The organism is Kitasatospora sp. NBC_01287, from assembly GCF_026340565.1.
In the GTDB taxonomy this organism is placed as follows: domain Bacteria; phylum Actinomycetota; class Actinomycetes; order Streptomycetales; family Streptomycetaceae; genus Kitasatospora.
Genome location: NZ_JAPEPB010000001.1, coordinates 3,560,431 through 3,578,286, shown reverse-complemented (window position 1 = coordinate 3,578,286; position 17,856 = coordinate 3,560,431). Strand labels below are relative to the sequence as shown.

The following is a 17,856-nucleotide window of genomic DNA, read 5'->3' as shown; positions in this document are numbered from 1 at the left end:
CAGCGGTGCGGTGCCGAGGCACCGCTCAGGCGGTGCGGGCGCGGTTGCGGGCGGCGCGACGCTTCATCGCACGACGCTCGTCCTCACTCATGCCGCCCCAGACGCCGGCATCCTGGCCGGTCTCAAGAGCCCACTGCAGACACTGCTCCATGACGGGACAGCGGCGGCACACGGCCTTGGCTTCCTCGATCTGCAGCAGAGCAGGACCGGTGTTCCCGATCGGGAAGAACAGCTCCGGGTCCTCTTCGCGGCAGACAGCGCGGTGGCGCCAGTCCATGGTCGTCCAACTCCTCCTGCCGACGGGCGGTGACCCGGGCGGCACTATCGATGGCTTGTGAATGTGAACGCTTTCACGAATCCCACAACGGCAAAAGGGACCTAAGGCCTTCGCGGCCCGGCAGTCTGTGCAGAAGGGGGGTTCGGGCGCATCCTGAGGCACTGCTCAGCAGGTACTCACCCTGAGGAGCTCCAGCGGCCGTAGGCGCCAGGTGCTGCTCAGGGGGGCCGCCTCGCTTGTCCCGCTGCGACGCGTCCCGATCGCCATGTAGAGGTTCGCAAACCTCGGGCTCGGATACAACCCCCTTCGAGGAGGAATTTTTGATTCTTCGGTGTCGCCTACCTCACAGGCGGTACTTCTATGGGGTGAAGGGGGCTAGCGCGTTCGAGAAGAAGGGCGGGACCCCCTTCTGGTCACACAATCACACGCAGTGCCCGGCGTACGCCTGTGAAACTGACGCGACTCCTGTCTCCAAGGTGGTCCCCATCGACCTGAAATGGCGCCGGTTCCTGTGAAACCAAGGTGAAGTGCCTGACGTCGTGATAGGAGACGACGTGCTTCCCGGTCGGTCCGTCAGCCTTCCGGGATTGCTCCGAAGGAGTGTGCGGCCGCAGAATCTGACGGACCGTACGAGCGGTTCCGAACGCTGTCATTCGAGTGATGCCGAAGACGTCAAGGTCGGTTTCGAAGGAAGCCGAAGGAGAAGGCAGCACCGGGCGATTACCGAGAAAAGTCCACGGCGAGGTGTTCGACACTATGGTCATCACCAGCCCTGGCTGCGGTGCGCGGCCCGGGATTTCCAGGGTCACGGGGCCGTTCCGGCGGTGCTCACGCTCGGTGACGTAGTGCCGGAGTGCTTCGCGCACATAGAGCGCGTGCGTCGACTTCCGCCCCGATCTGCGCTGCTCCTCCACCCGGCCGACCACGCCGGCATCGAAACCGAGGCCGGCGGTGAAGGTGAACCAGCGGTCCGGCAGACCCTCGGTCATCGCCTTGCCGAGCGAGACGGCCCGCTCCCGGCGGTGGTCCAGCGCGTCCAGCAGCTGCCCGGTGGCCTCCACCGGGTCGTTGGGCAGGCCGAGCGCGCGGGCGAAGACATTGGTGCTGCCGCCCGGCACCACGGCCAGTCGCGGCACCCGTTCGCCGGGGCCGTGCGAGAGCAGCCCGTTGACCACCTCGTTGACCGTGCCGTCCCCGCCGAGCGCCACCACCAGGTCGACGGTGCCGTCCGCCACCGCCTGGCGGGCCAGGTCGCGCGCATGGCCGCGGTAGTCGGTGACCGCCACCTCCAGCTTGAGATCGCTGCGCAGCGCGTGGGTGAGTACGTCCCTGGTTCGGCCACTGGTGGTGGTGGCCTTCGGGTTCACGACCAGGAGCGCGCGCATGAGGCTCAGCCTACGGCTCACCGGCGGCGGGGCGGCGGCTACCCTGCTGGAGTGACCGCAGAAACCTCCGCCGCCGCCCCTGCCGCCAGCTCCGTGCCCGCCCGGCCGGCCCTCCTGCTGGCCGCCGTCCTGCTGACCGCCGCCGAGGGCGCCGCGCTGGCCGCCTGGGGCGGCTACATGATCGTGGCCGGGCTGGTCGAGACCACCAGGAACGAGGGGCTCGTCGAGTACGGCGGCGCGGTGATCCTGATCCTCGGGCTGCTGCCGCTGTTCGCCTCCTGGGCGCTGCTCAAGCTGCGGCGCTGGGGCCGCAGCCCGGCGGTGCTGACCCACTCCACCTGCCTGCCGGTGGCGTACTACATGCTGCAGAGTCACGGCCCGATGCCCGCCCTGGGCGCGCTGGTCGCCGTGGTCGGTCTGGCCGGCCTGGTGACCACGCTCCACCCGCGGGTCACCGCCCTGCTCTACCGCGCCGAGGACTGACCCGCGGCTCAGCGGGTGCCGGGCGGCTCAGCGGGCGGCCCGGCGGGTGCCTCGGCCCACCGGGCCGCCCGCCCTCACTCCTCGACGAGCAGCTTGTCCCGCAGCTGGGCCAGAGTGCGGGCGAGCAGCCGCGAGACGTGCATCTGCGAGATGCCCACCTCGGCGGCGATCTGAGACTGCGTCATGTTCCGGAAGAACCGGAGCACCAGGATCTTCTGCTCGCGCTGCGGCAGTTGGGCCAGCAGCGGCTTGAGCGACTCGCGGTACTCCACGCCCTCCAGCGCCTCGTCGGTGGCACCCAGGGTGTCCGCCACGGCCGGCGACTCGTCGTCGCTGTCGGGGACGTCCAGCGAGAGGGTGGAGTAGGCGTTGGCCGACTCCAGGCCCTCCAGCACGTCCTCCTCGGAGATGCCGAGGTGCTCGGCCAGCTCGTGCACCGTGGGGGAGCGGCCGTGCCGCTGGGAGAGCTCGCTGGTCGCGGTGGTCAGCGAGAGCCGCAGCTCCTGCAGCCGTCGCGGCACCCGCACCGCCCAGCCCTTGTCCCGGAAGTGCCGCTTGATCTCGCCCACGATGGTCGGGGTGGCGTAGGTGGAGAACTCCACCCCGCGCTCGTGGTCGAACCGGTCCACCGACTTGATCAGGCCGATGGTGGCCACCTGGGTCAGGTCGTCCAGCGGCTCGCCGCGGTTGCGGAAGCGCCGGGCCAGGTGCTCGACCAGCGGGATGTGCATCCGGACCAGCTGGTTGCGCAGCTCCACCCGCTCGGCGGAGCCCTCGGGAAGCTCGGCCAGGCGCACGAAGAGCGCGCGCGCCGCCTCCCGGTCCGGGGCGCCGCTGCGGTGCTGGCCGACCCCCTGCGCCGGCAGGGTGGCCCTGACCAGCTCGGCGGTCGGCACCTCTTCCGCCGCCTGCTCGCCCAGGGGGCCGGTCTCGTCGGCCGGCGGGCGTGGCCCGGCCGTCGGTTCCGGCGTCGGGTCGGTCGGCTGGCTCATCCGGTGGGCGTCCTTCGGGTGGGCGTCGTGGGGGGAGGCGGGGGCGGGCACGGTAAGACGGCGGGCCGGACCGGGCACGGCCCGGTCATCGGCGGACGCCTCGTCCGCGGCGCGGCCGTCCACGGGCAGCGGCCCGACAGCAGAGTTCCGATCCAGATCACTCACGGCGATCCCCCGTTCCGTTCCGGGAGCGCCCGGGCCACAGTCGCGGCCGGGCCATCACATTGGTTGTACCGCGTTCGGGCCCCGGAGCGGGAACGTCGCCGCTCCGGGAGGGTGTGCGGCGGCGCCCCGCCCGGGCCCTCGGCGGGTCGGGCCGGGGCGGCCGGATTCACGGTTGGAGGATCGTCCCGCCGCGCTTCTTGTGCAGGCTGATGCTGACCGTGCGGTCCTCGGCGACCGAGGACTCCACCTCGCCGGCCAGTGCGGAGAGCACCGTCCAGGCGAAGGTGTCGCGCTCGGGTGCCCGGCCGTCCGTGGTCGGCGCCGAGACGGTGACCCGCAGCGCGTCGCCCACCAGCCGGAACTCGCACGTGAGCACCGAGCCCGGCACCGCCTGCTGGAGCAGGATGGCGCAGGCCTCGTCCACCGCGATCCTCAGGTCCTCGATCTCGTCGAGGGTGAAGTCCAGCCGCGCCGCGAGGCCGGCCGTGGCCGTCCGCAGCACCGAGAGGTAAGCGCCCTGGGCGGGCAGTCGGACCTCCACGAAATCCGTGGCGGCCGTTTCGTCCCCGGATTCGGCAGCGCCGTTGATCTGGGACACCCTCACCTCCTGGGTGACGTGCTGTGCTGGTGACCCGTGGGCCGCGGCACGTTCTGTTGCTTGGCTCAACTGCTTCGCCCCAACTGTCTTGAGGGGTGGTGCGGTACGTCCCAGTCCTACCCGCTCGGGGGGCTCCGGACGCGGGCCGCCCGCCGAGACGTTACCGCGATCGGCCGATGGATGTCGCGACCTGTGACCGGATTCCTCGCAGGTCGTCAGCGCTTTCCCAGCTCGCGCAGCGGTTCGCCGGCCAACCTGAAGGTCGTCCACTCGTCCATCGGCTGGGCGCCGAGCGACTTGTAGAAGCCGATCGAGGGCTCGTTCCAGTCCAGCACCGCCCACTCCAGGCGACCGTAGCCGCGCTCCACCGCGATCCGGGCCAGTTCGGTGAGCAGGGCCTTGCCGTGGCCGCCGCCGCGTTCGGCGGGGCGCACGTAGAGGTCCTCCAGGTAGATCCCGTGGGTGCCGGTCCAGGTGGAGAAGTTGCGGAACCAGAGGGCGAAGCCGACCGTCCGGTGGCTCCCGGTGGCCTCGTCGACGGACTCGGCGATCAGGGCGAAGACCGCCGGGTGCGCGCCGAAGAGGGCCTCGCGCAGTTGCTCCTCGGTGGCCTTGGCCTGGTCCAGGGCCTTTTCGTACTCCGCGAGTTCGCGGATCAGCTCGATGATGGTGGGGACGTCCTCGGCGACGGCGCTTCTGATCATGCTTCCGAGGGTACTGGGGTCCGGGCACGACTGACGCCCTTCACTCGAAGGAGCGAAGGGCGTCAGTCGCGGGTTGACCGTGCGCGGCCTCAGGCCTGCTTGGTCTCCCAGAAGATCTTGTCGATCTGGGCGATGTAGTCCAGCAGCGTCTGGCCGGTGGCCGGGTCCGTCGAGGCCTTGGCGGCCGAGGCGGCCTTCAGCGCGTCGTTGAAGAGCTGGTGCAGCTCGGGGTACTTCTCGAAGTGCGGGGCCTTGAAGTAGTCGCTCCACAGGACCGACAGGTGGTGCTTGACGGCCTCGGCGCGCTGCTCCTTGATGATGATGGCGCGCGCGCGGAAGTGGGCGTCCTCGTTGGCCTGGTACTTCTCCTGAGTACCCTTCACCGACTCGGCCTCGATCCGCGCCTGAGCGGGGTCGTAGACACCGCAGGGCAGGTCGCAGTGGGCGTGAGCGGTGACCCGCGGCGCAAACAGGCGAGAGAGCATGTGAGTCCTTCCTTGGAGATCGTCTTCCCGGGCCTGAGACTACCCCGCGGCTTCCCGGAATTCGCGGCCGGGACGGCGGCCTAGGGCAAAAGGTTGAGTCGGAACCGGTCGATATCGGGCGCGCGTTGTCCCTGGAGGATGTACGGGATGCTGGTGCGCGACGGAGCGGACCGGCTGGCGCGACGAGGAGGCACGGCGATGCGGCGAAAGGGCACTGACGCGGGCCCAGAGCCCGTGGAGCGTACGGAGGGTGGGTTGGTCCCGTTCGGGCTGATGGACGTGGCCGGGCCCTCGATGGTCCCCACCCTCTACCACGGTGACCGGCTGGTGGTCAGGTACGGCGCCCGGGTGCGGCCCGGCGCCGTGGTGCTGGTGCGGCACCCGCTCCGGCAGGACCTGCTGGTGGTCAAACGGGCCACCGAGCGGCGGGCCAAGGGCTGGTGGCTGCTCTCCGACAACCAGTTCGTGGAGAACGACAGCCGGGAGTACGGCCCGGTACCTGACGATCTGGTGCTGGGCCGGGTGCTGCTGCGGATCGCCCCGAACCCGGTCTGGCTGGCGCCGGCCGGCTGGCTGGAGCGGCTGCTCTGCGCCCGCCCGCTGGGCCGCTGGCCGGGGCTGGCCGCGCGGTTCGGGGTGTTCCGGCGGCTCAGCCCCGAGCTGTAGCCGCGCCGCCCGGGCCGTCCTCGGCCGCAGGCCCGTCCTCGGCCGCCAGCGCGGCCTCCTGGCGCTTGCGGGCCCGGTAGGCCGCCACGTTGGCCCGGGTCGCGCAGCGGTCCGAGCAGTAGCGGCGCGAGCGGTTGGTGGAGGTGTCCAGGTAGGCGTTGCGGCAGGGCGCGGCCTGGCAGATGCCCAGCCGGTCCGCGCCCAGCTCGGTCAGGTGGATCGCCAGCCCCATGCAGGCCACCGCCGTGAACGCGGCGGTCGCGGTGCCCGCGTTGTCCGCCAGGTGCAGGTGCCAGCGCGGCCGCCCCTGCTCGTCCAGGTAGTCGTGGCCGGAGACCAGCGGGCTGACCGGGTGCTCGATCATCAGCCCGTTCAGCAGGTCGACGCCGCGGACCTCGTCGCCGCCGGCCGCGGCCTCGAAGACCGCCCGCAGCCGGCCGCGCACCGCCCGCAGCCGGGCCACGTCGGCGGTCTCGGTGAGCCGGGCCGTCTCCGACTCGGGGTTGCCGAACAGTGCGCGCACCGCGTCCACGCTGACCAGCGCGTCGGTGCCGCGCTCCGGCTCCTCGCTGTTGACCAGCCGGACGGCGTAGTCGGCGTACAGGGCCAGCTCCACCGGGAACCCTCCGCAGGAAGTAATAGGTAGTCTGCTCGAAGCCTATTACCTTTTGCCCGGAACGCGTAGGCGCCGGCCCGGGGACCGGCGCCTACGCGGGGCCTAGAGCACCTTGGAGAGGAACGCCTTGGTGCGCTCGTGCCGCGGGTTGGCGAGCACCTCGCGCGGGTGGCCCGACTCGACCACCACCCCGCCGTCCATGAAGACCAGGGCGTCGCCCACCTCGCGGGCGAAGCCCATCTCGTGGGTGACCACGATCATCGTCATGCCGTCCTCGGCCAGGCCGCGCATCACGTCCAGCACCTCGCCGACCAGCTCGGGGTCGAGCGCCGAGGTGGGCTCGTCGAAGAGCATCAGCTTGGGCTCCATGGCCAGCGCCCGGGCGATCGCCACCCGCTGCTGCTGGCCGCCGGAGAGCTGGGAGGGGTAGCTGTCCGCCTTCTCGGCCAGCCCCACCCGCTCCAGCAGCGCCCGGGCCTGCTCCCGGGCCGCGGCCTTGGCCTCGCCCCTGACCTGCACCGGGGCCTCGGTGACGTTCTCCAGCGCGGTCATGTGCGGGAACAGGTTGAAGTGCTGGAAGACCATGCCGATGTCGCGCCGCTTGAGCGCCACCTCGCGGTCCTTCAGCTCGTAGAGCTTGTCGCCCTGCTGCCGGTAGCCGACCAGCTCGCCGTCGACCCAGAGCCGGCCGGCGTTGATCTTCTCCAGGTGGTTGATGCACCGCAGGAAGGTGGACTTGCCCGAGCCGGACGGGCCGACCAGCACGAACACCTCGCCCTGCCGCACCTGCAGGTCGATGCCCTTGAGCACGTGCAGCTGGCCGAAGGACTTGTGCACCTCCTCGGCCCGGACCATCACCCCGCCCGGGGCGCGGTCCGGGGCGATGGGCGCCTGCGTCTCGCTCATAGATGACCGCCTCCTTCAAGGCCGGGGACCACGTCGACCGCGTCCGTCGGCGGCACCCGCCTGCCGCGGAAGAGCCCGCGCAGCCGCTGCAGCGGGGTCGGCGGCAGGATCCGGTTGGCGCCGCGCGCGTAGTGGCGCTCGATGTAGTACTGGATGACGGTCAGGATCGAGGTCAGGAACAGGTACCAGATGCTCGCCACGATCAGCAGCGGGATGGTCTGGAAGGTGCGCGAGTAGATGTCGTGCGCCGCGCCGAGCAGCTCCACCAGGGAGATCGAGTAGGCGAGCGAGGTGGTCTTCAGCATCGAGATGGTCTCGTTGCCGGTCGGCGGGATGATCACCCGCATCGCCTGCGGCAGGATGATCCGCCGCAGCGTCCTGCCCTTGCTCATGCCGAGCGCGTGGGCCGCCTCGGTCTGGCCCAGCGGGACGGACTGGATGCCGCCGCGCACGATCTCCGCCATGTAGGCGGCCTCGTTCAGGCCGAGGCCGAGCAGGGCGGCGGTGAAGACCGGGATCAGCGTGTTGGTGGACTCGGACCAGAAGTCGGTGCCGAACGGGATGCCGATCGAGAGCCGGGGCCAGAGCGAGCCCATGAACTCCCAGAACAGCAACTGGACCAGCACCGGGGTGCCGCGGAACACCCAGATGTAGACCCAGGCGGTGCCGGAGAGCAGCGGGTTGGGCGAGAGCCGCATGACGGCGAGGACGACCCCGCCCACCACGCCCATCACCATGGCCAGGGCCGTCAGCTCAAGGGTGGTGACGAGCCCGTTGATGATGGTGTGGTCGAACAGGTACTTGCCCACCACGTGCCACTGGAAGGCTTTGTTGAAGAGCAGGGCGTGGACCAGCATCGCCGCGAGGATCGCGACGACGACGGCTCCCGCCCAGCGGCCGGGGTGGCGCACCGGCACGGCCTTGATGTCCGCCGGCCGTCGCCTGGTCACCGACTCCTGATCAGATGGGTTCACTGTGGCCCCAGGGAGTGAGTTCGAGCGTCGGTCAGCTGGTCGCGCCGTTGACCGTGGAGGTGTCGACGGCCCCGGCCTGGACGCCCCACTTGGTGAGGATCGCCTTGTAGGTGCCGTTCGCCATCAGGGACTCCACGGCGCCCTGGACGGCCTTGGTCAGGGGGGAGTTCTTGGCGACCACGATGCCGTACGGGGCGGTGTCCGTGGTGGAGCCGACCTTCTGCAGCTGGCCGCCGGTCTGCTGCACCGCGTAGTCGACGACCGGCGAGTCGGCCAGCATCACCTGGTCGCGCCCGGCCACCAGGGCCTGGGTGACGTCCGTCTGCAGGTCGAACTTGTCGCCGTCGTTGGGGACGGTCGGCTTGCCCGCCGCCGTGCACGCGGGGTTGATGGTGTTCTTGATCTCGTCGGCCTGGGTGGTGCCGGTCTGCACCGCGACCTTCTTGCCGCACAGGTCGGTCGGGTCGATGTGGTCCGGGTTGCCCGACTTCACCGCGGCACTGGTGCCGGCCGAGAAGTAGGTCACCATGTCGACCGTGGCCTCGCGGTCCTTGGTGTCGGTGAAGGAGCTCATGCCGAGCTGGTACTTGCCCGAGGTGATGCCGGGGATGATCGAGGTGAAGTCGGCGTTCTGCACGTCGGCGCTCAGCCCCAGGGTCTGCGCGATGGCCTTCGCCATGTCGACGTCCATGCCGACCACGTTGCCGCTGGCGTCCTTGAACTCGTTGGGCGCGTAGGACGCGTCCGCGGCGACCACGAGCTTGCCGCTCGACTTGAGGTCCGGCGGGACCAGGGCGGCGAGTGAGGCGACGGCGGTCGGGGTGGGTATCGCCGAGGCGCTGCTGCCGCCGCCGGAGCCGCTGCTACTGCTGCTACTGCTGCAACCGGTGACGGCCAGCGCGCCGGCGAGGGCCAGTGCCCCGAGGGCGGCGAGGTTGGAACGGCGGGTGCGTGTGCGCATGGGGGAGCCTCCTGGTGAGAGGTGAGGCGGATAGGCCGCGGGGTCGGTCCTGTGCGGGGTGGTCCACCCTCCGCCTGGGTGGTGGGGGAATCCTGCCATCACCGAACAGTTGAGCGGAGCACTATTGAGATCAAAAATGCGTAACGCGATCGCTCCGCCGCTCTTTTCCTGCCAGGTTCTCACCGGTGATCGGCTCCCGCCCGGTGGTGCGGCCGGGCGGGAGCCGATCAGTGGCCGGACGAGCGGCCGGATAAATGGCTGGATCAGTGGCTGGTCAGCCACTGGCCAGGGTGCTGGCCAGGGTGCCCACCGCCGCGTCAGAAGCCGCCGTTCACCGTAGCGGCGGGCACGGCGCCGTCCTTGGCGTTCCACTTGGCCAGGATCTGGTCGTAGGCGCCGGTGCGGATCAGCTGGTCGAGTGCCGTGGAGACGACGTCGCGCAGCGTGCCGTTCGCCTTGTTGACGGTGATCCCGTAGGGGCTGGTCTGCAGCACGGCGCCGGTCACCTGGAACCGGCCGCCGCCGCGGTCGGGCTCGGTGTTGTAGGCGGCGACCGGGTAGTCGTTGAGGTCGGCCGCGGCCGCTCCGGAGTCGACCTCGGTCAGGGCCTGCGCGTCGGTGGCGAACTGGTCGATCTTCAGCGGTTTGCCGGCCTGCTGGCAGGCGGACACCTGGCGGGTGGCGATCTCGGCCTGGACGGTGCCGCTCTGCAGGGCGACGGTGTGCCCGCACAGGCCGTCCAGGTTGAGCACCGAGAGCGGATTGCCCGCCTTCACCAGGATCGAGGTGCCGGTGACGAAGTAGTCCACGAAGTCGACGCCGGGGTTGCTCCGGGTGCCGTTGTCGTCCAGGCCCTGCTCCCGCTCCTGGGTGTCGATGACGGCCGACATGGCCAGGTCCAGCCTGCCGGCCTGGACATCCGGGATCAGCTGGGCGAAGGGCTCGTCGACGATCTGGACCTTCATGCCCAGGTAGCCGCCCAGGGCGTCGGCCAGGTCGACGTCCAGGCCGCTGGGACGGTCGGTGCTCGGGTCCTTGAAGTCGACCGGAGCGTAGTTGAGGTTCGAGCCGATCTTGAGGACACCCGCGGCGCGCAGCGCCTTGGGCAGTTGGGCCCGCAGACCGGGGCCGCTGGTCACCGCGGCGGAGGGGGCGGTGGCGCAGCCGGCGAGCAGCAGGCTGCTGATGCCGAGTGCGGGTACGAGGATGCGGTTGCGCATGGCTGGACTGGCTTCCTGAGGGAGGGAAGGAGAGTGAGGTCCGCCACGGCGGGGCTGCTGGGGTGTGCAGCGCGACCTCGGGTCTGCCCAGGTGGCCGCGGGTTCAGGGGTACGCGGCCGGTGTCCGTCGAGGTTGCCGAAAGGGGGGCGGGGACGGTGATCCTCCCATCCCTGTCTGCCGCGCGGAGCGCCGGGTGTGTCAGAATCTGCTATCGGGTGATCCCCGACACCGAACAGAGCCCGCCGGCGCGCGACAGTGCCGGGGTGCACAGGACCGGAAGTCATGACGCCGACTCCGTAGCCGCGGCACCAGCTCCCCTGACGGGCCCCCTGTTCACCCCTGCGTGGCACGTCCCGACCCACCGATACCGGTGAACAGTGCGTGACGAGAGACCGAGGCACACGTGCGATGCCGCCTCTCGCCCTAGGCTCGCCGGAAAGCACCGCGCAGGCTCATCAAAACCCTCACCAGAGGCCCGCTGTCCGACGCGCCTTTCGACCGCCGTCGCACACCGCGGGCCTCGCTGATCATGACGAAGAGGTCATCGTGGCAGCGGAGATCATCCACCCCCGTACCCAGGACACCGACGATCCGGTGGACGCCGTTTTCGCGCTCCACCGCGGCGGCAAGATGGAGGTGCGCGCAACCGTTCCGGTGCGCGACGCGGACGACCTGTCCCTGGCCTACACCCCCGGGGTCGCCCGGGTCTGCACCGCCATCGCGGAGCACCCCGAGCTGGTCAACGACTACACCTGGAAGGCCAACACCGTCGCGGTGGTCACCGACGGCACCGCCGTGCTGGGCCTGGGCGACATCGGCCCGCAGGCCTCGCTGCCCGTGATGGAGGGCAAGGCGATCCTGTTCAAGCAGTTCGGCGGCGTGGACGCGGTCCCGATCGCGCTGGCCTGCACGGACGTGGACGAGATCATCGAGACCGTGGTCCGGCTGGCGCCCTCCTTCGGCGGCGTCAACCTGGAGGACATCTCGGCGCCGCGCTGCTTCGAGATCGAGCGCCGGCTGCAGGAGGCGCTGGACATCCCGGTCTTCCACGACGACCAGCACGGCACCGCGATCGTCAGCACCGCCGCGCTGTGGAACGCCGCCAAGGTCACCGGGCGCGAGATCGGTTCGCTGCGTGCGGTCATCTCCGGCGCCGGCGCGGCCGGCATCGCGATCGCCAAGATGCTGGTGGCGGCCGGCATCGGCGACGTCTCGGTCTGCGACCGGCGTGGCGTGGTCCACCAGGGCCGCGAGGACCTGACCGACGTCAAGGCCGAGATCGCCGGGCTCACCAACAAGGCCGGCCTCACCGGCTCGCTGGCCCAGGCGCTGGACGGGGCGGACGTCTTCATCGGCGTCTCCGGCGGCACCGTGCCGGAGGAGGCGGTGGCCACCATGGCCAAGGACTGCTTCATCTTCGCGATGGCCAACCCGAACCCGGAGATCCACCCCGAGGTCGCGCACAAGTACGCGGCCGTGGTCGCCACCGGGCGCTCGGACTTCCCGAACCAGATCAACAACGTGCTGGCCTTCCCCGGCATCTTCGCCGGCGCGCTCCAGGTGCGGGCCACCCGGATCACCGAGGGCATGAAGCTGGCGGCCGCCCAGGCGCTGGCCGCCGTGGTGGCCGACGAGCTGACGGCGCAGAAGGTGATCCCCTCGCCGTTCGACGCGCGGGTGGCGCCGGCGGTCAGCAAGGCGGTCGCCGAGGCGGCCCGGCGCGAGGGCGTCGCGCGGCGCTAGGCGTACTGACCACGAGGACCGGCGCACGGTGGGCCCGGGACACGCGGCGGAGGTCACACTCCCGCGTGGTTCCGGGCCCCGTCGCTTCTTGGCTAGTGTCCGGTCCATGTTCGCCGCCTACGCAGCCCGCATCGATGCCGACGATCCCCTGAGCGCCCTGGAACTCGGGGAACTGCCCGAGCCCGAGGCCCGACCCGGCTGGAGCGTGGTGACCGTCAAGGCCGCCACCCTCAACCACCACGACCTCTGGTCGCTGCGCGGGGTGGGACTGCCCGCCGAGCGGCTGCCGATGATCCTGGGCTGCGACGCGGCCGGGATCGACGAGCAGGGCAACGAGGTGGTGATCCACTCGGTGATCGGCCAGAGCGGTCACGGGGTCGGGCCCGAGGAGCCGCGCTCGATCCTCACCGAGCGCTACCAGGGCACCTTCGCCCAGCGGGTGGCGGTGCCGACCTGGAACCTGCTGCCCAAGCCGGCCGAGCTCTCCTTCGCCGAGGCGGCCTGCCTGCCGACGGCCTGGCTCACCGCCTACCGGATGCTCTTCACCAACGCCGGGGTGCGCCCGGGCGACACCGTGCTGGTGCAGGGCGCGGGCGGCGGGGTGGCCACCGCGCTGATCGTCCTGGGCAAGGCGGCCGGCCTACGGGTCTGGGTGACCGGCCGGGACGAGGCCAAGCGCGCCCGGGCCGTGGAGCTGGGCGCGGACGCCGCCTTCGAGAGCGGCGCGCGGCTGCCGGCGCGGGTGGACGCGGTGATGGAGACGGTCGGGGCGGCCACCTGGTCGCACTCGGTGAAGTCGCTGCGCCCGGGCGGGACCATCGTGATCTCCGGCGCCACCTCGGGACCGAGCCCGAAGTCGGCCGAGCTGAACCGGATCTTCTTCCTGGAACTCAAGGTGGTCGGCTCGACCATGGGGACCAAGGAGGAGCTCGCCGGGCTGCTCGCGCTCTGCGCGCACGCCGGAGTGCGCCCGGTGATCGACTCGGTGCTGCCGCTGGCCGAGGCGCGCGACGGCTTCGCGCGGCTGGCCAAGGGCGAGGTCTTCGGGAAGGTCGTACTGGAGCCCTGAGGTCGCACAGGAGTCCTGGGGTCGCGCTGGAGCCCTGAGGTTGCACAGAGGCTCTGAGTGGCGCGCTGGGGCTCTGAACGGCGCACGGCCCGTCGCACGCGCCGGGGGCGCGGGCAACGGGCCGTGCTGAGGCGTTCGGTGACGCCTGGTCAGCCGAGCAGGCGGCGCAGCCGCTCGGCGGCGCCGGCCAGCACCGACTGCGCCTCGGCCAGCTGATCGGCCGTCACCCGGCCGCCGTCCCGGGTGGCGTCCCTGGAGGCGTCGCGGACCTGGTCGCGGAACCGGTCCAGCAGCCGCTCCAGCTCGCGCGCCGGGTCGGCGTCGGCCTCGGTGCGGGCCCAGTCGGGCAGGTCGGCCGGCGCGTCCCCGCCGACGTCGCCCTTGCCGAAGTCGACCTTGTCCGCCGCCCGATCGCTCGGGCCGCTCCCGGCACCCTCGCCCCAGCGGGCCGAGTCGGCCAGGCCGGCCAGGCCCCTGGTCAGCTCGGAGAGGCCCTCGGCCAGACCGGTCGGCCAGTCGCCCTTGGAGACGTGCTCGCGCACCTGCTGCTCGACCCGGCGCTTGATCCGCAGCGCCTCCTGCTGCGCCGCCTGGCGCACCGCCTGCGACTGCTCCTTGGCCTTGCGGGCCTCCTCCTTGGCCTTCTTGGCCTGCTCCTTGGCGGCCCGCTCCTGCTCCTTGGCCTTCTTGGCCTGGGCCTTGAAGCCGGCGAACTCCTCCTTGGTGCGCTGCCAGCCCGCCTCGCCGCCCAGCGGCGCGGTCCGCGGGGTGCCGGGGTCGGCCGCCCGGGGCGCGTTGCGGGCCGCGTCGCGCAGTTCGGCGCGCAGGTCCTTGGCGGAGTCCCGGACGTCCTCCCGGATCGCCCCGGCGAGCTGGGCGACCGAGTCGCTGATCTCCACCTCCAGCTCGGCCAGGTCCTCCTGACGCTCGGTCAGCTCCTCACGGCCGGCCTCGGTGATCCGGTAGACCTTGCGGCCACCCTCGGTGCTGTGCTCCACGAGCCCCTCCTGCTCCAACTTGGCCAGACGCGGATAAACGGTGCCGGCGGACGGCGCGTAGAGCCCGTGGAAGCGCTCCTCCAGCAGGCGGATCACCTCGTAGCCGTGCCGGGGTGACTCGTCGAGCAGCTTCAGCAGGTAGAGCCGCAGCCGGCCGTGGGCGAAGACGCCGCTCATTCCTGCTCACCCTTCGGCTCGTCGGTCAGCTCGGGGTCGGCGGCGGGGCCGCTCAGCTCCTTGACCAGGCTGGGCCCCTCGTCCTCGGGCTCGGGGCGGCGCAGCACCGAGATCGCGCCGGAGACGGTGGTGACCTGGAGCCTGCCGGTGCCGGCCCCGAGCCGGCCGCTGAGCTTCTTCGCGCCCCAGCTGCCGCCGACCGTCAACTCCTCGAAGGCGGTGGCGAACTGGCCGTTGGTGCTGCCGGCCTCCACCGTGGTGTCGGCGGGCTGCGGCAGCCGCACCGCGACGTCCCCGTTGACCGTGTTGATCTTCACCGAGGCCGGCGCGGTGCCCGCCAGGTCCAGGGTGACCGCGCCGCCGACCGTGTTGGCGTGCAGCGAGGCGGGGGTGCCGGAGATGACCGTCAGATCGCCGGAGACGGTCTTGACCCGCAGCTCACCGGCCACCGACTGGGCGTCCACGTCGCCGGAGACGCTCTTGGCCTCGATCAGCCCGTCCAGGCCGACCAGCGTGGTGCTGCCGGCCACGCCGTGCACCGAGGTGCCGCCGCGCACGCCGGAGACGGTGGCCTCGGCGGTGACCGTGCCGACCTTGACCTCGGTGGTGGCCGGCACGGTCAGCGAGACCACGGCGCGGGCCCGGCGCTTGCGGAAGAGCGAGTCCAGCACGCCCTTGACCGATTCGACCGACTTGAACCGCTCGCCGAAGTCGTTCCAGTCCAGCTCGGGGTAGGTGACGGTGAGCACGCCGTCCGCGAGGGTCACCCGCAGCGGGTCGCCGTCCAACTCGGTGACCTCCAGGCGGGCGGGGCCCTCGGCGGCGACCACGTTGACCGCCCCGCCGACGATCCGCACGTTCAGCGCCCGCACCGCCTCGTCGAAGGTGATCCGGTCGGGTTCGCTGACTGTCCACTGGCTCATCTGTTCGTCCTCCCGTGTGGCGGCCGCCGTCGTACGCTGGAGTGGCGACGATCCGGCAAGTCGCGATGTATCGCGTCTTCCGAGAAACACGATATATCGCGTGGCGGGGAAGTCAAGTGGTTCTCCGCGCCGAGAACGTGGCAGGGCCCGGCAGGCGGTTGCCTGCCGGGCCCTGCCGCGCGTCGGGAGCGCCTGGCGGCTCAGTCCTCGTCCTCGTCGTCCAACCGGGCCAGCCAGGTGGCCAGCCGCTCGACGGGGACCTCGAAGTCGGGATTGAGGTCCACGAACTCGCGCAGGCGCTCGGCCAGCCACTCGAAGGTGACCTCCTCGTCGCCGCGCCGGCTCGCCAGCTCCTCGATGCCGCGGTCGGTGAAGTACACGGTGCGCTCCGGTGGTTCCTCAGGACGGGTTACCGGGCCAGGATAGACGGGCTCAGGCGCCGCCCTGCCAGGTGTTCACCGAGAGCTTGACCTCGCCGGTCTGCGCGTTGGCGGTCTCCACGGCCGCGATGCCGATGGCGTGGGTGGTGCGGTCGCGGATGCAGAGCAGCCGGCCCGCGCTGGCGTGGTTGAAGGACAGGTCGGAGTCCGGGTGGGTGTCGATCGCCGCGTCGCACTGGGCCGGGGTGACGGCGGGGTCGGTGATCACCGCGAAGTCGGAGGCGTCGTCGCCGTCCGAGCCGAAGGAGTCGGCCTGGCTGCCGCCGCCGTTGCCGGTGTTCTGCAGCGACAGGCCCCACTTGAGGCTGGTGCCAGGGGCCACCAGCTTCCCGTTGACCAGGTCGACCCGGTACGCGTTGCTGGCGTACTCGGTGGCCGGGATGTCCAGCTCGATCTTGCTCACCAGCGGGGTGTAGCCGCCCAGCGCGGCGGTCGCCGAGACGCCGCTGACCGGGGTGGGCGCGAGGGCGGCCGACGAGCCGGTGGTGCCGGTGGTGCCGGGGGTGCCGGGGGTCGCGGCGTCGGGGCCCGCGGTGTCCGGGCTCGCGCTGCCCGGGGCGCTGGGGGGTGGCAGGACGGCCGGGGTGGGCGAGGTGGCCGGGGCCTGGCTGCTGGTGCGGCCGCTGCTGCTGCCGTCGGCGCTGTTCGACTTGTCGTTCCTGGTCAGCAGCACGCCGCCCAGCGCGCCGCCGAGCGCCATCACCACGGCGACGGTCAGCAGGGTCTTCCAGGAGACCCCCTTCCGCTTGGCCGGCGGCGGCGGCGGCGGTGCGGCTGCGGGCGCGGGCGCGGGGACGGGCGCGGGGACGGGCTGCTGGAGCAGCACGGTCGGCTCCGGCGGCCGCAGCTGCGTGGTGGGCGCCTCGACGGGCGGCGGCGGTGCGGCCGGTGCCACCGGGCCGGTGACCGGGAAGTCGGGCGCGGCGGCCGGCGCGGTGGTCGGCACGGTGGGTACCGGCGGCGCGCTCGGCCGCGGCGGGGCGGCGACCGGGGCGGCGGCCGGGGCCGGCGGCGGTGTCCTGGGCAGGTCGGAGCGCCGGGTGAGCTCGGTGGCGACCGGCGCCGGCAGCCAGTCCTCGGCGAACCGCAGCTGCCCGCCGACGGAGGGGTGGTTGCGGGCGATCTCGATGATCTCGGCCGGCGCCGGCCGGTCCTCGGGCGACTTGGCCAGGCAGCGCAGCACCAGCTCGCGCAGGTCGTCGGGCACCGCGGCCAGCTCCGGCGGCTCGTGCACCACCCGGTAGAGCACCGCGGTCTCCGGCCCCTCGCCGAACGGCGGCACCCCGCTTGCCACGTAGGCGGCCAGCGCGCCCAGCGCGAAGACGTCGGTGGCGGGGGTGACGGGCGAGCCCTGGGCCTGCTCGGGCGCCATGAAGGCGGGCGAGCCGATCCGGAACCCGGTGCCGGTCAGCGCGGTGGCGTCGGCGGCCCTGGCGATGCCGAAGTCGATCACCCGCGGGCCGTCGGCGGCGACCAGCACGTTGGCGGGCTTGAGGTCGCGGTGCACCACGGCGACGCTGTGGATGGCCTGCAGCGCCTCGGCGATGCCGCCGAGCAGCAGCAGCACGGTGCGCACCGGCAGCGCGCCGTGCTCGCGCACCACCTGCTGCAGCGAGGGCCCGGGCACGTAGGCGGTGACCAGCCAGGGCGCGTCGGCCGTGGTGCCGGCGTCGATCACCTGGGCGGTGTACAGGCCGTGGATCCGCTGCGCGTTGGCCACCTCCTGGGTGAACCGGCGGCGGAACTCGGCATCCTCGGCGAACTCGGCGCGGACCACCTTCAGCGCCACCGGCCGGCCACCCGGGGTGTACGAGAGGTAGACCCGGCCCATGCCGCCGGCCCCCAGCCGCGCGTACAGCTTGTACCCGGCCACCTCGGTCGGGTCGTCCGGGTGCAGCGGCTGGAAGGTGGGCGGCGGCGGCGCGGCGGTACGTGGATCGTCGGCAGGCATGGCGCCGAGATTAGCGACGGACCGTCAGGCGCGAGACGGCGGGACCGGTTTGGTTACCCAGCCGATATCTGCGGCAGCGGGAAGGCCCCGGTCCGCGTGCGGACCGGGGCCTTCCCGGGGAG

General features: G+C 71.9%; 19 protein-coding genes. 4 read left to right on the top strand and 15 right to left on the bottom strand.

Annotation, left to right across the window (positions count from 1 at the left end; translation table 11 throughout):
• Positions 1 to 25: 25 nt before the first annotated feature.
• Positions 26 to 277, bottom strand: a complete 252-nt coding sequence (locus tag OG455_RS14955; RefSeq protein ID WP_014138019.1) for a WhiB family transcriptional regulator — start codon at positions 275 to 277, stop codon at positions 26 to 28.
• Positions 278 to 690: 413 nt separating this feature from the next.
• Positions 691 to 1,662: a diacylglycerol kinase family protein gene (locus tag OG455_RS14950; protein ID WP_266293901.1), complete on the bottom strand. Its 972-nt coding sequence runs from the start codon at positions 1,660 to 1,662 to the stop codon at positions 691 to 693.
• Between the two features lie 51 nt (positions 1,663 to 1,713).
• Here OG455_RS14950 and OG455_RS14945 point away from each other — a divergent pair, with 51 nt between their 5' ends.
• A complete protein-coding gene (locus OG455_RS14945; protein ID WP_266293899.1) occupies positions 1,714 to 2,145 on the top strand; it encodes a hypothetical protein in 432 nt (143 codons plus the stop codon).
• A 74-nt stretch (positions 2,146 to 2,219) separates the two neighbouring features.
• Here the strand turns inward: OG455_RS14945 and OG455_RS14940 are convergent, their stop codons facing one another.
• From OG455_RS14940 to sodN, 4 genes are all read right to left on the bottom strand, one after another.
• Positions 2,220 to 3,302: an RNA polymerase sigma factor SigF gene (locus OG455_RS14940; RefSeq protein ID WP_266293897.1), complete on the bottom strand. Its 1,083-nt coding sequence runs from the start codon at positions 3,300 to 3,302 to the stop codon at positions 2,220 to 2,222.
• 166 nt (positions 3,303 to 3,468) lie between these two features.
• The gene (locus tag OG455_RS14935) at positions 3,469 to 3,891 is read right to left on the bottom strand and encodes an anti-sigma regulatory factor (protein ID WP_266300787.1); all 423 of its coding nucleotides are present in this window, start codon (positions 3,889 to 3,891) and stop codon (positions 3,469 to 3,471) included.
• 224 nt (positions 3,892 to 4,115) lie between these two features.
• Complete coding sequence (locus OG455_RS14930; RefSeq protein WP_266293895.1) at positions 4,116 to 4,604, bottom strand: GNAT family N-acetyltransferase; 489 nt, start codon at positions 4,602 to 4,604, stop codon at positions 4,116 to 4,118.
• Positions 4,605 to 4,693: 89 nt separating this feature from the next.
• Positions 4,694 to 5,089 carry a superoxide dismutase, Ni gene (sodN, locus tag OG455_RS14925; protein WP_266293893.1) on the bottom strand — a complete coding sequence of 132 codons (396 nt, stop codon included), beginning with the start codon at positions 5,087 to 5,089 and terminating at the stop codon, positions 4,694 to 4,696.
• A gap of 273 nt (positions 5,090 to 5,362) precedes the next feature.
• Here sodN and sodX point away from each other — a divergent pair, with 273 nt between their 5' ends.
• Positions 5,363 to 5,755: a nickel-type superoxide dismutase maturation protease gene (sodX, locus tag OG455_RS14920; protein WP_266300786.1), complete on the top strand. Its 393-nt coding sequence runs from the start codon at positions 5,363 to 5,365 to the stop codon at positions 5,753 to 5,755.
• Here the strand turns inward: sodX and OG455_RS14915 are convergent.
• From OG455_RS14915 to OG455_RS14895, 5 genes are all read right to left on the bottom strand, one after another.
• Positions 5,739 to 6,371 carry a CGNR zinc finger domain-containing protein gene (locus OG455_RS14915; RefSeq protein WP_266293891.1) on the bottom strand — a complete coding sequence of 211 codons (633 nt, stop codon included), beginning with the start codon at positions 6,369 to 6,371 and terminating at the stop codon, positions 5,739 to 5,741. The two genes, sodX and OG455_RS14915, sit on opposite strands and share 17 nt — an antisense overlap.
• 102 nt (positions 6,372 to 6,473) lie before the next feature.
• Positions 6,474 to 7,226, bottom strand: a complete 753-nt coding sequence (locus OG455_RS14910; RefSeq protein WP_266300785.1) for an amino acid ABC transporter ATP-binding protein — start codon at positions 7,224 to 7,226, stop codon at positions 6,474 to 6,476.
• A gap of 47 nt (positions 7,227 to 7,273) precedes the next feature.
• Complete coding sequence (locus tag OG455_RS14905; RefSeq protein WP_266293889.1) at positions 7,274 to 8,227, bottom strand: amino acid ABC transporter permease; 954 nt, start codon at positions 8,225 to 8,227, stop codon at positions 7,274 to 7,276.
• 55 nt (positions 8,228 to 8,282) lie between these two features.
• Positions 8,283 to 9,212 carry an ABC transporter substrate-binding protein gene (locus OG455_RS14900; protein ID WP_266293887.1) on the bottom strand — a complete coding sequence of 310 codons (930 nt, stop codon included), beginning with the start codon at positions 9,210 to 9,212 and terminating at the stop codon, positions 8,283 to 8,285.
• A 317-nt stretch (positions 9,213 to 9,529) separates the two neighbouring features.
• Positions 9,530 to 10,432 (bottom strand): ABC transporter substrate-binding protein, encoded by a 903-nt coding sequence (locus tag OG455_RS14895; RefSeq protein ID WP_266293885.1) that lies wholly within the window; start codon positions 10,430 to 10,432, stop codon positions 9,530 to 9,532.
• Positions 10,433 to 10,979: 547 nt separating this feature from the next.
• On the opposite strand from OG455_RS14895, the gene OG455_RS14890 reads away from it, so the two are divergent.
• Complete coding sequence (locus OG455_RS14890) at positions 10,980 to 12,176, top strand: NADP-dependent malic enzyme (protein WP_323185510.1); 1,197 nt, start codon at positions 10,980 to 10,982, stop codon at positions 12,174 to 12,176.
• Positions 12,177 to 12,282: 106 nt separating this feature from the next.
• Positions 12,283 to 13,245: a zinc-binding dehydrogenase gene (locus OG455_RS14885; RefSeq protein ID WP_266293883.1), complete on the top strand. Its 963-nt coding sequence runs from the start codon at positions 12,283 to 12,285 to the stop codon at positions 13,243 to 13,245.
• A 149-nt stretch (positions 13,246 to 13,394) separates the two neighbouring features.
• Here the strand turns inward: OG455_RS14885 and OG455_RS14880 are convergent, their stop codons facing one another.
• The 4 genes from OG455_RS14880 to OG455_RS14865 all read right to left on the bottom strand — a co-directional run bounded on the left by OG455_RS14880 (position 13,395) and on the right by OG455_RS14865 (position 17,734).
• Positions 13,395 to 14,420 (bottom strand): PadR family transcriptional regulator, encoded by a 1,026-nt coding sequence (locus OG455_RS14880; RefSeq protein WP_266293881.1) that lies wholly within the window; start codon positions 14,418 to 14,420, stop codon positions 13,395 to 13,397.
• Positions 14,417 to 15,343: a DUF4097 family beta strand repeat-containing protein gene (locus tag OG455_RS14875; protein WP_266293879.1), complete on the bottom strand. Its 927-nt coding sequence runs from the start codon at positions 15,341 to 15,343 to the stop codon at positions 14,417 to 14,419. Before OG455_RS14875 ends, OG455_RS14880 begins: the two co-directional genes overlap by 4 nt.
• Positions 15,344 to 15,543: 200 nt before the next feature.
• Complete coding sequence (locus OG455_RS14870; protein ID WP_266293877.1) at positions 15,544 to 15,723, bottom strand: DUF6104 family protein; 180 nt, start codon at positions 15,721 to 15,723, stop codon at positions 15,544 to 15,546.
• A 52-nt stretch (positions 15,724 to 15,775) separates the two neighbouring features.
• Positions 15,776 to 17,734 (bottom strand): serine/threonine-protein kinase, encoded by a 1,959-nt coding sequence (locus OG455_RS14865; RefSeq protein WP_266293875.1) that lies wholly within the window; start codon positions 17,732 to 17,734, stop codon positions 15,776 to 15,778.
• Between the last annotated feature and the right edge of the window lie 122 nt (positions 17,735 to 17,856).

Coding starts and splice junctions, on each gene's coding strand:
- OG455_RS14875 (WP_266293879.1), bottom strand. CDS start 15,343: ATGAGCCAGTGGACAGTCAGCGAACCCGACCGGATCACCTTCGACGAG.
- OG455_RS14900 (WP_266293887.1), bottom strand. CDS start 9,212: ATGCGCACACGCACCCGCCGTTCCAACCTCGCCGCCCTCGGGGCACTG.
- sodX (WP_266300786.1), top strand. CDS start 5,363: ATGGACGTGGCCGGGCCCTCGATGGTCCCCACCCTCTACCACGGTGAC.
- OG455_RS14930 (WP_266293895.1), bottom strand. CDS start 4,604: ATGATCAGAAGCGCCGTCGCCGAGGACGTCCCCACCATCATCGAGCTG.
- OG455_RS14955 (WP_014138019.1), bottom strand. CDS start 277: ATGGACTGGCGCCACCGCGCTGTCTGCCGCGAAGAGGACCCGGAGCTG.
- OG455_RS14865 (WP_266293875.1), bottom strand. CDS start 17,734: ATGCCTGCCGACGATCCACGTACCGCCGCGCCGCCGCCGCCCACCTTC.
- OG455_RS14950 (WP_266293901.1), bottom strand. CDS start 1,662: ATGCGCGCGCTCCTGGTCGTGAACCCGAAGGCCACCACCACCAGTGGC.
- sodN (WP_266293893.1), bottom strand. CDS start 5,089: ATGCTCTCTCGCCTGTTTGCGCCGCGGGTCACCGCTCACGCCCACTGC.
- OG455_RS14910 (WP_266300785.1), bottom strand. CDS start 7,226: ATGGTCCGGGCCGAGGAGGTGCACAAGTCCTTCGGCCAGCTGCACGTG.
- OG455_RS14885 (WP_266293883.1), top strand. CDS start 12,283: ATGTTCGCCGCCTACGCAGCCCGCATCGATGCCGACGATCCCCTGAGC.
- OG455_RS14880 (WP_266293881.1), bottom strand. CDS start 14,420: ATGAGCGGCGTCTTCGCCCACGGCCGGCTGCGGCTCTACCTGCTGAAG.
- OG455_RS14895 (WP_266293885.1), bottom strand. CDS start 10,432: ATGCGCAACCGCATCCTCGTACCCGCACTCGGCATCAGCAGCCTGCTG.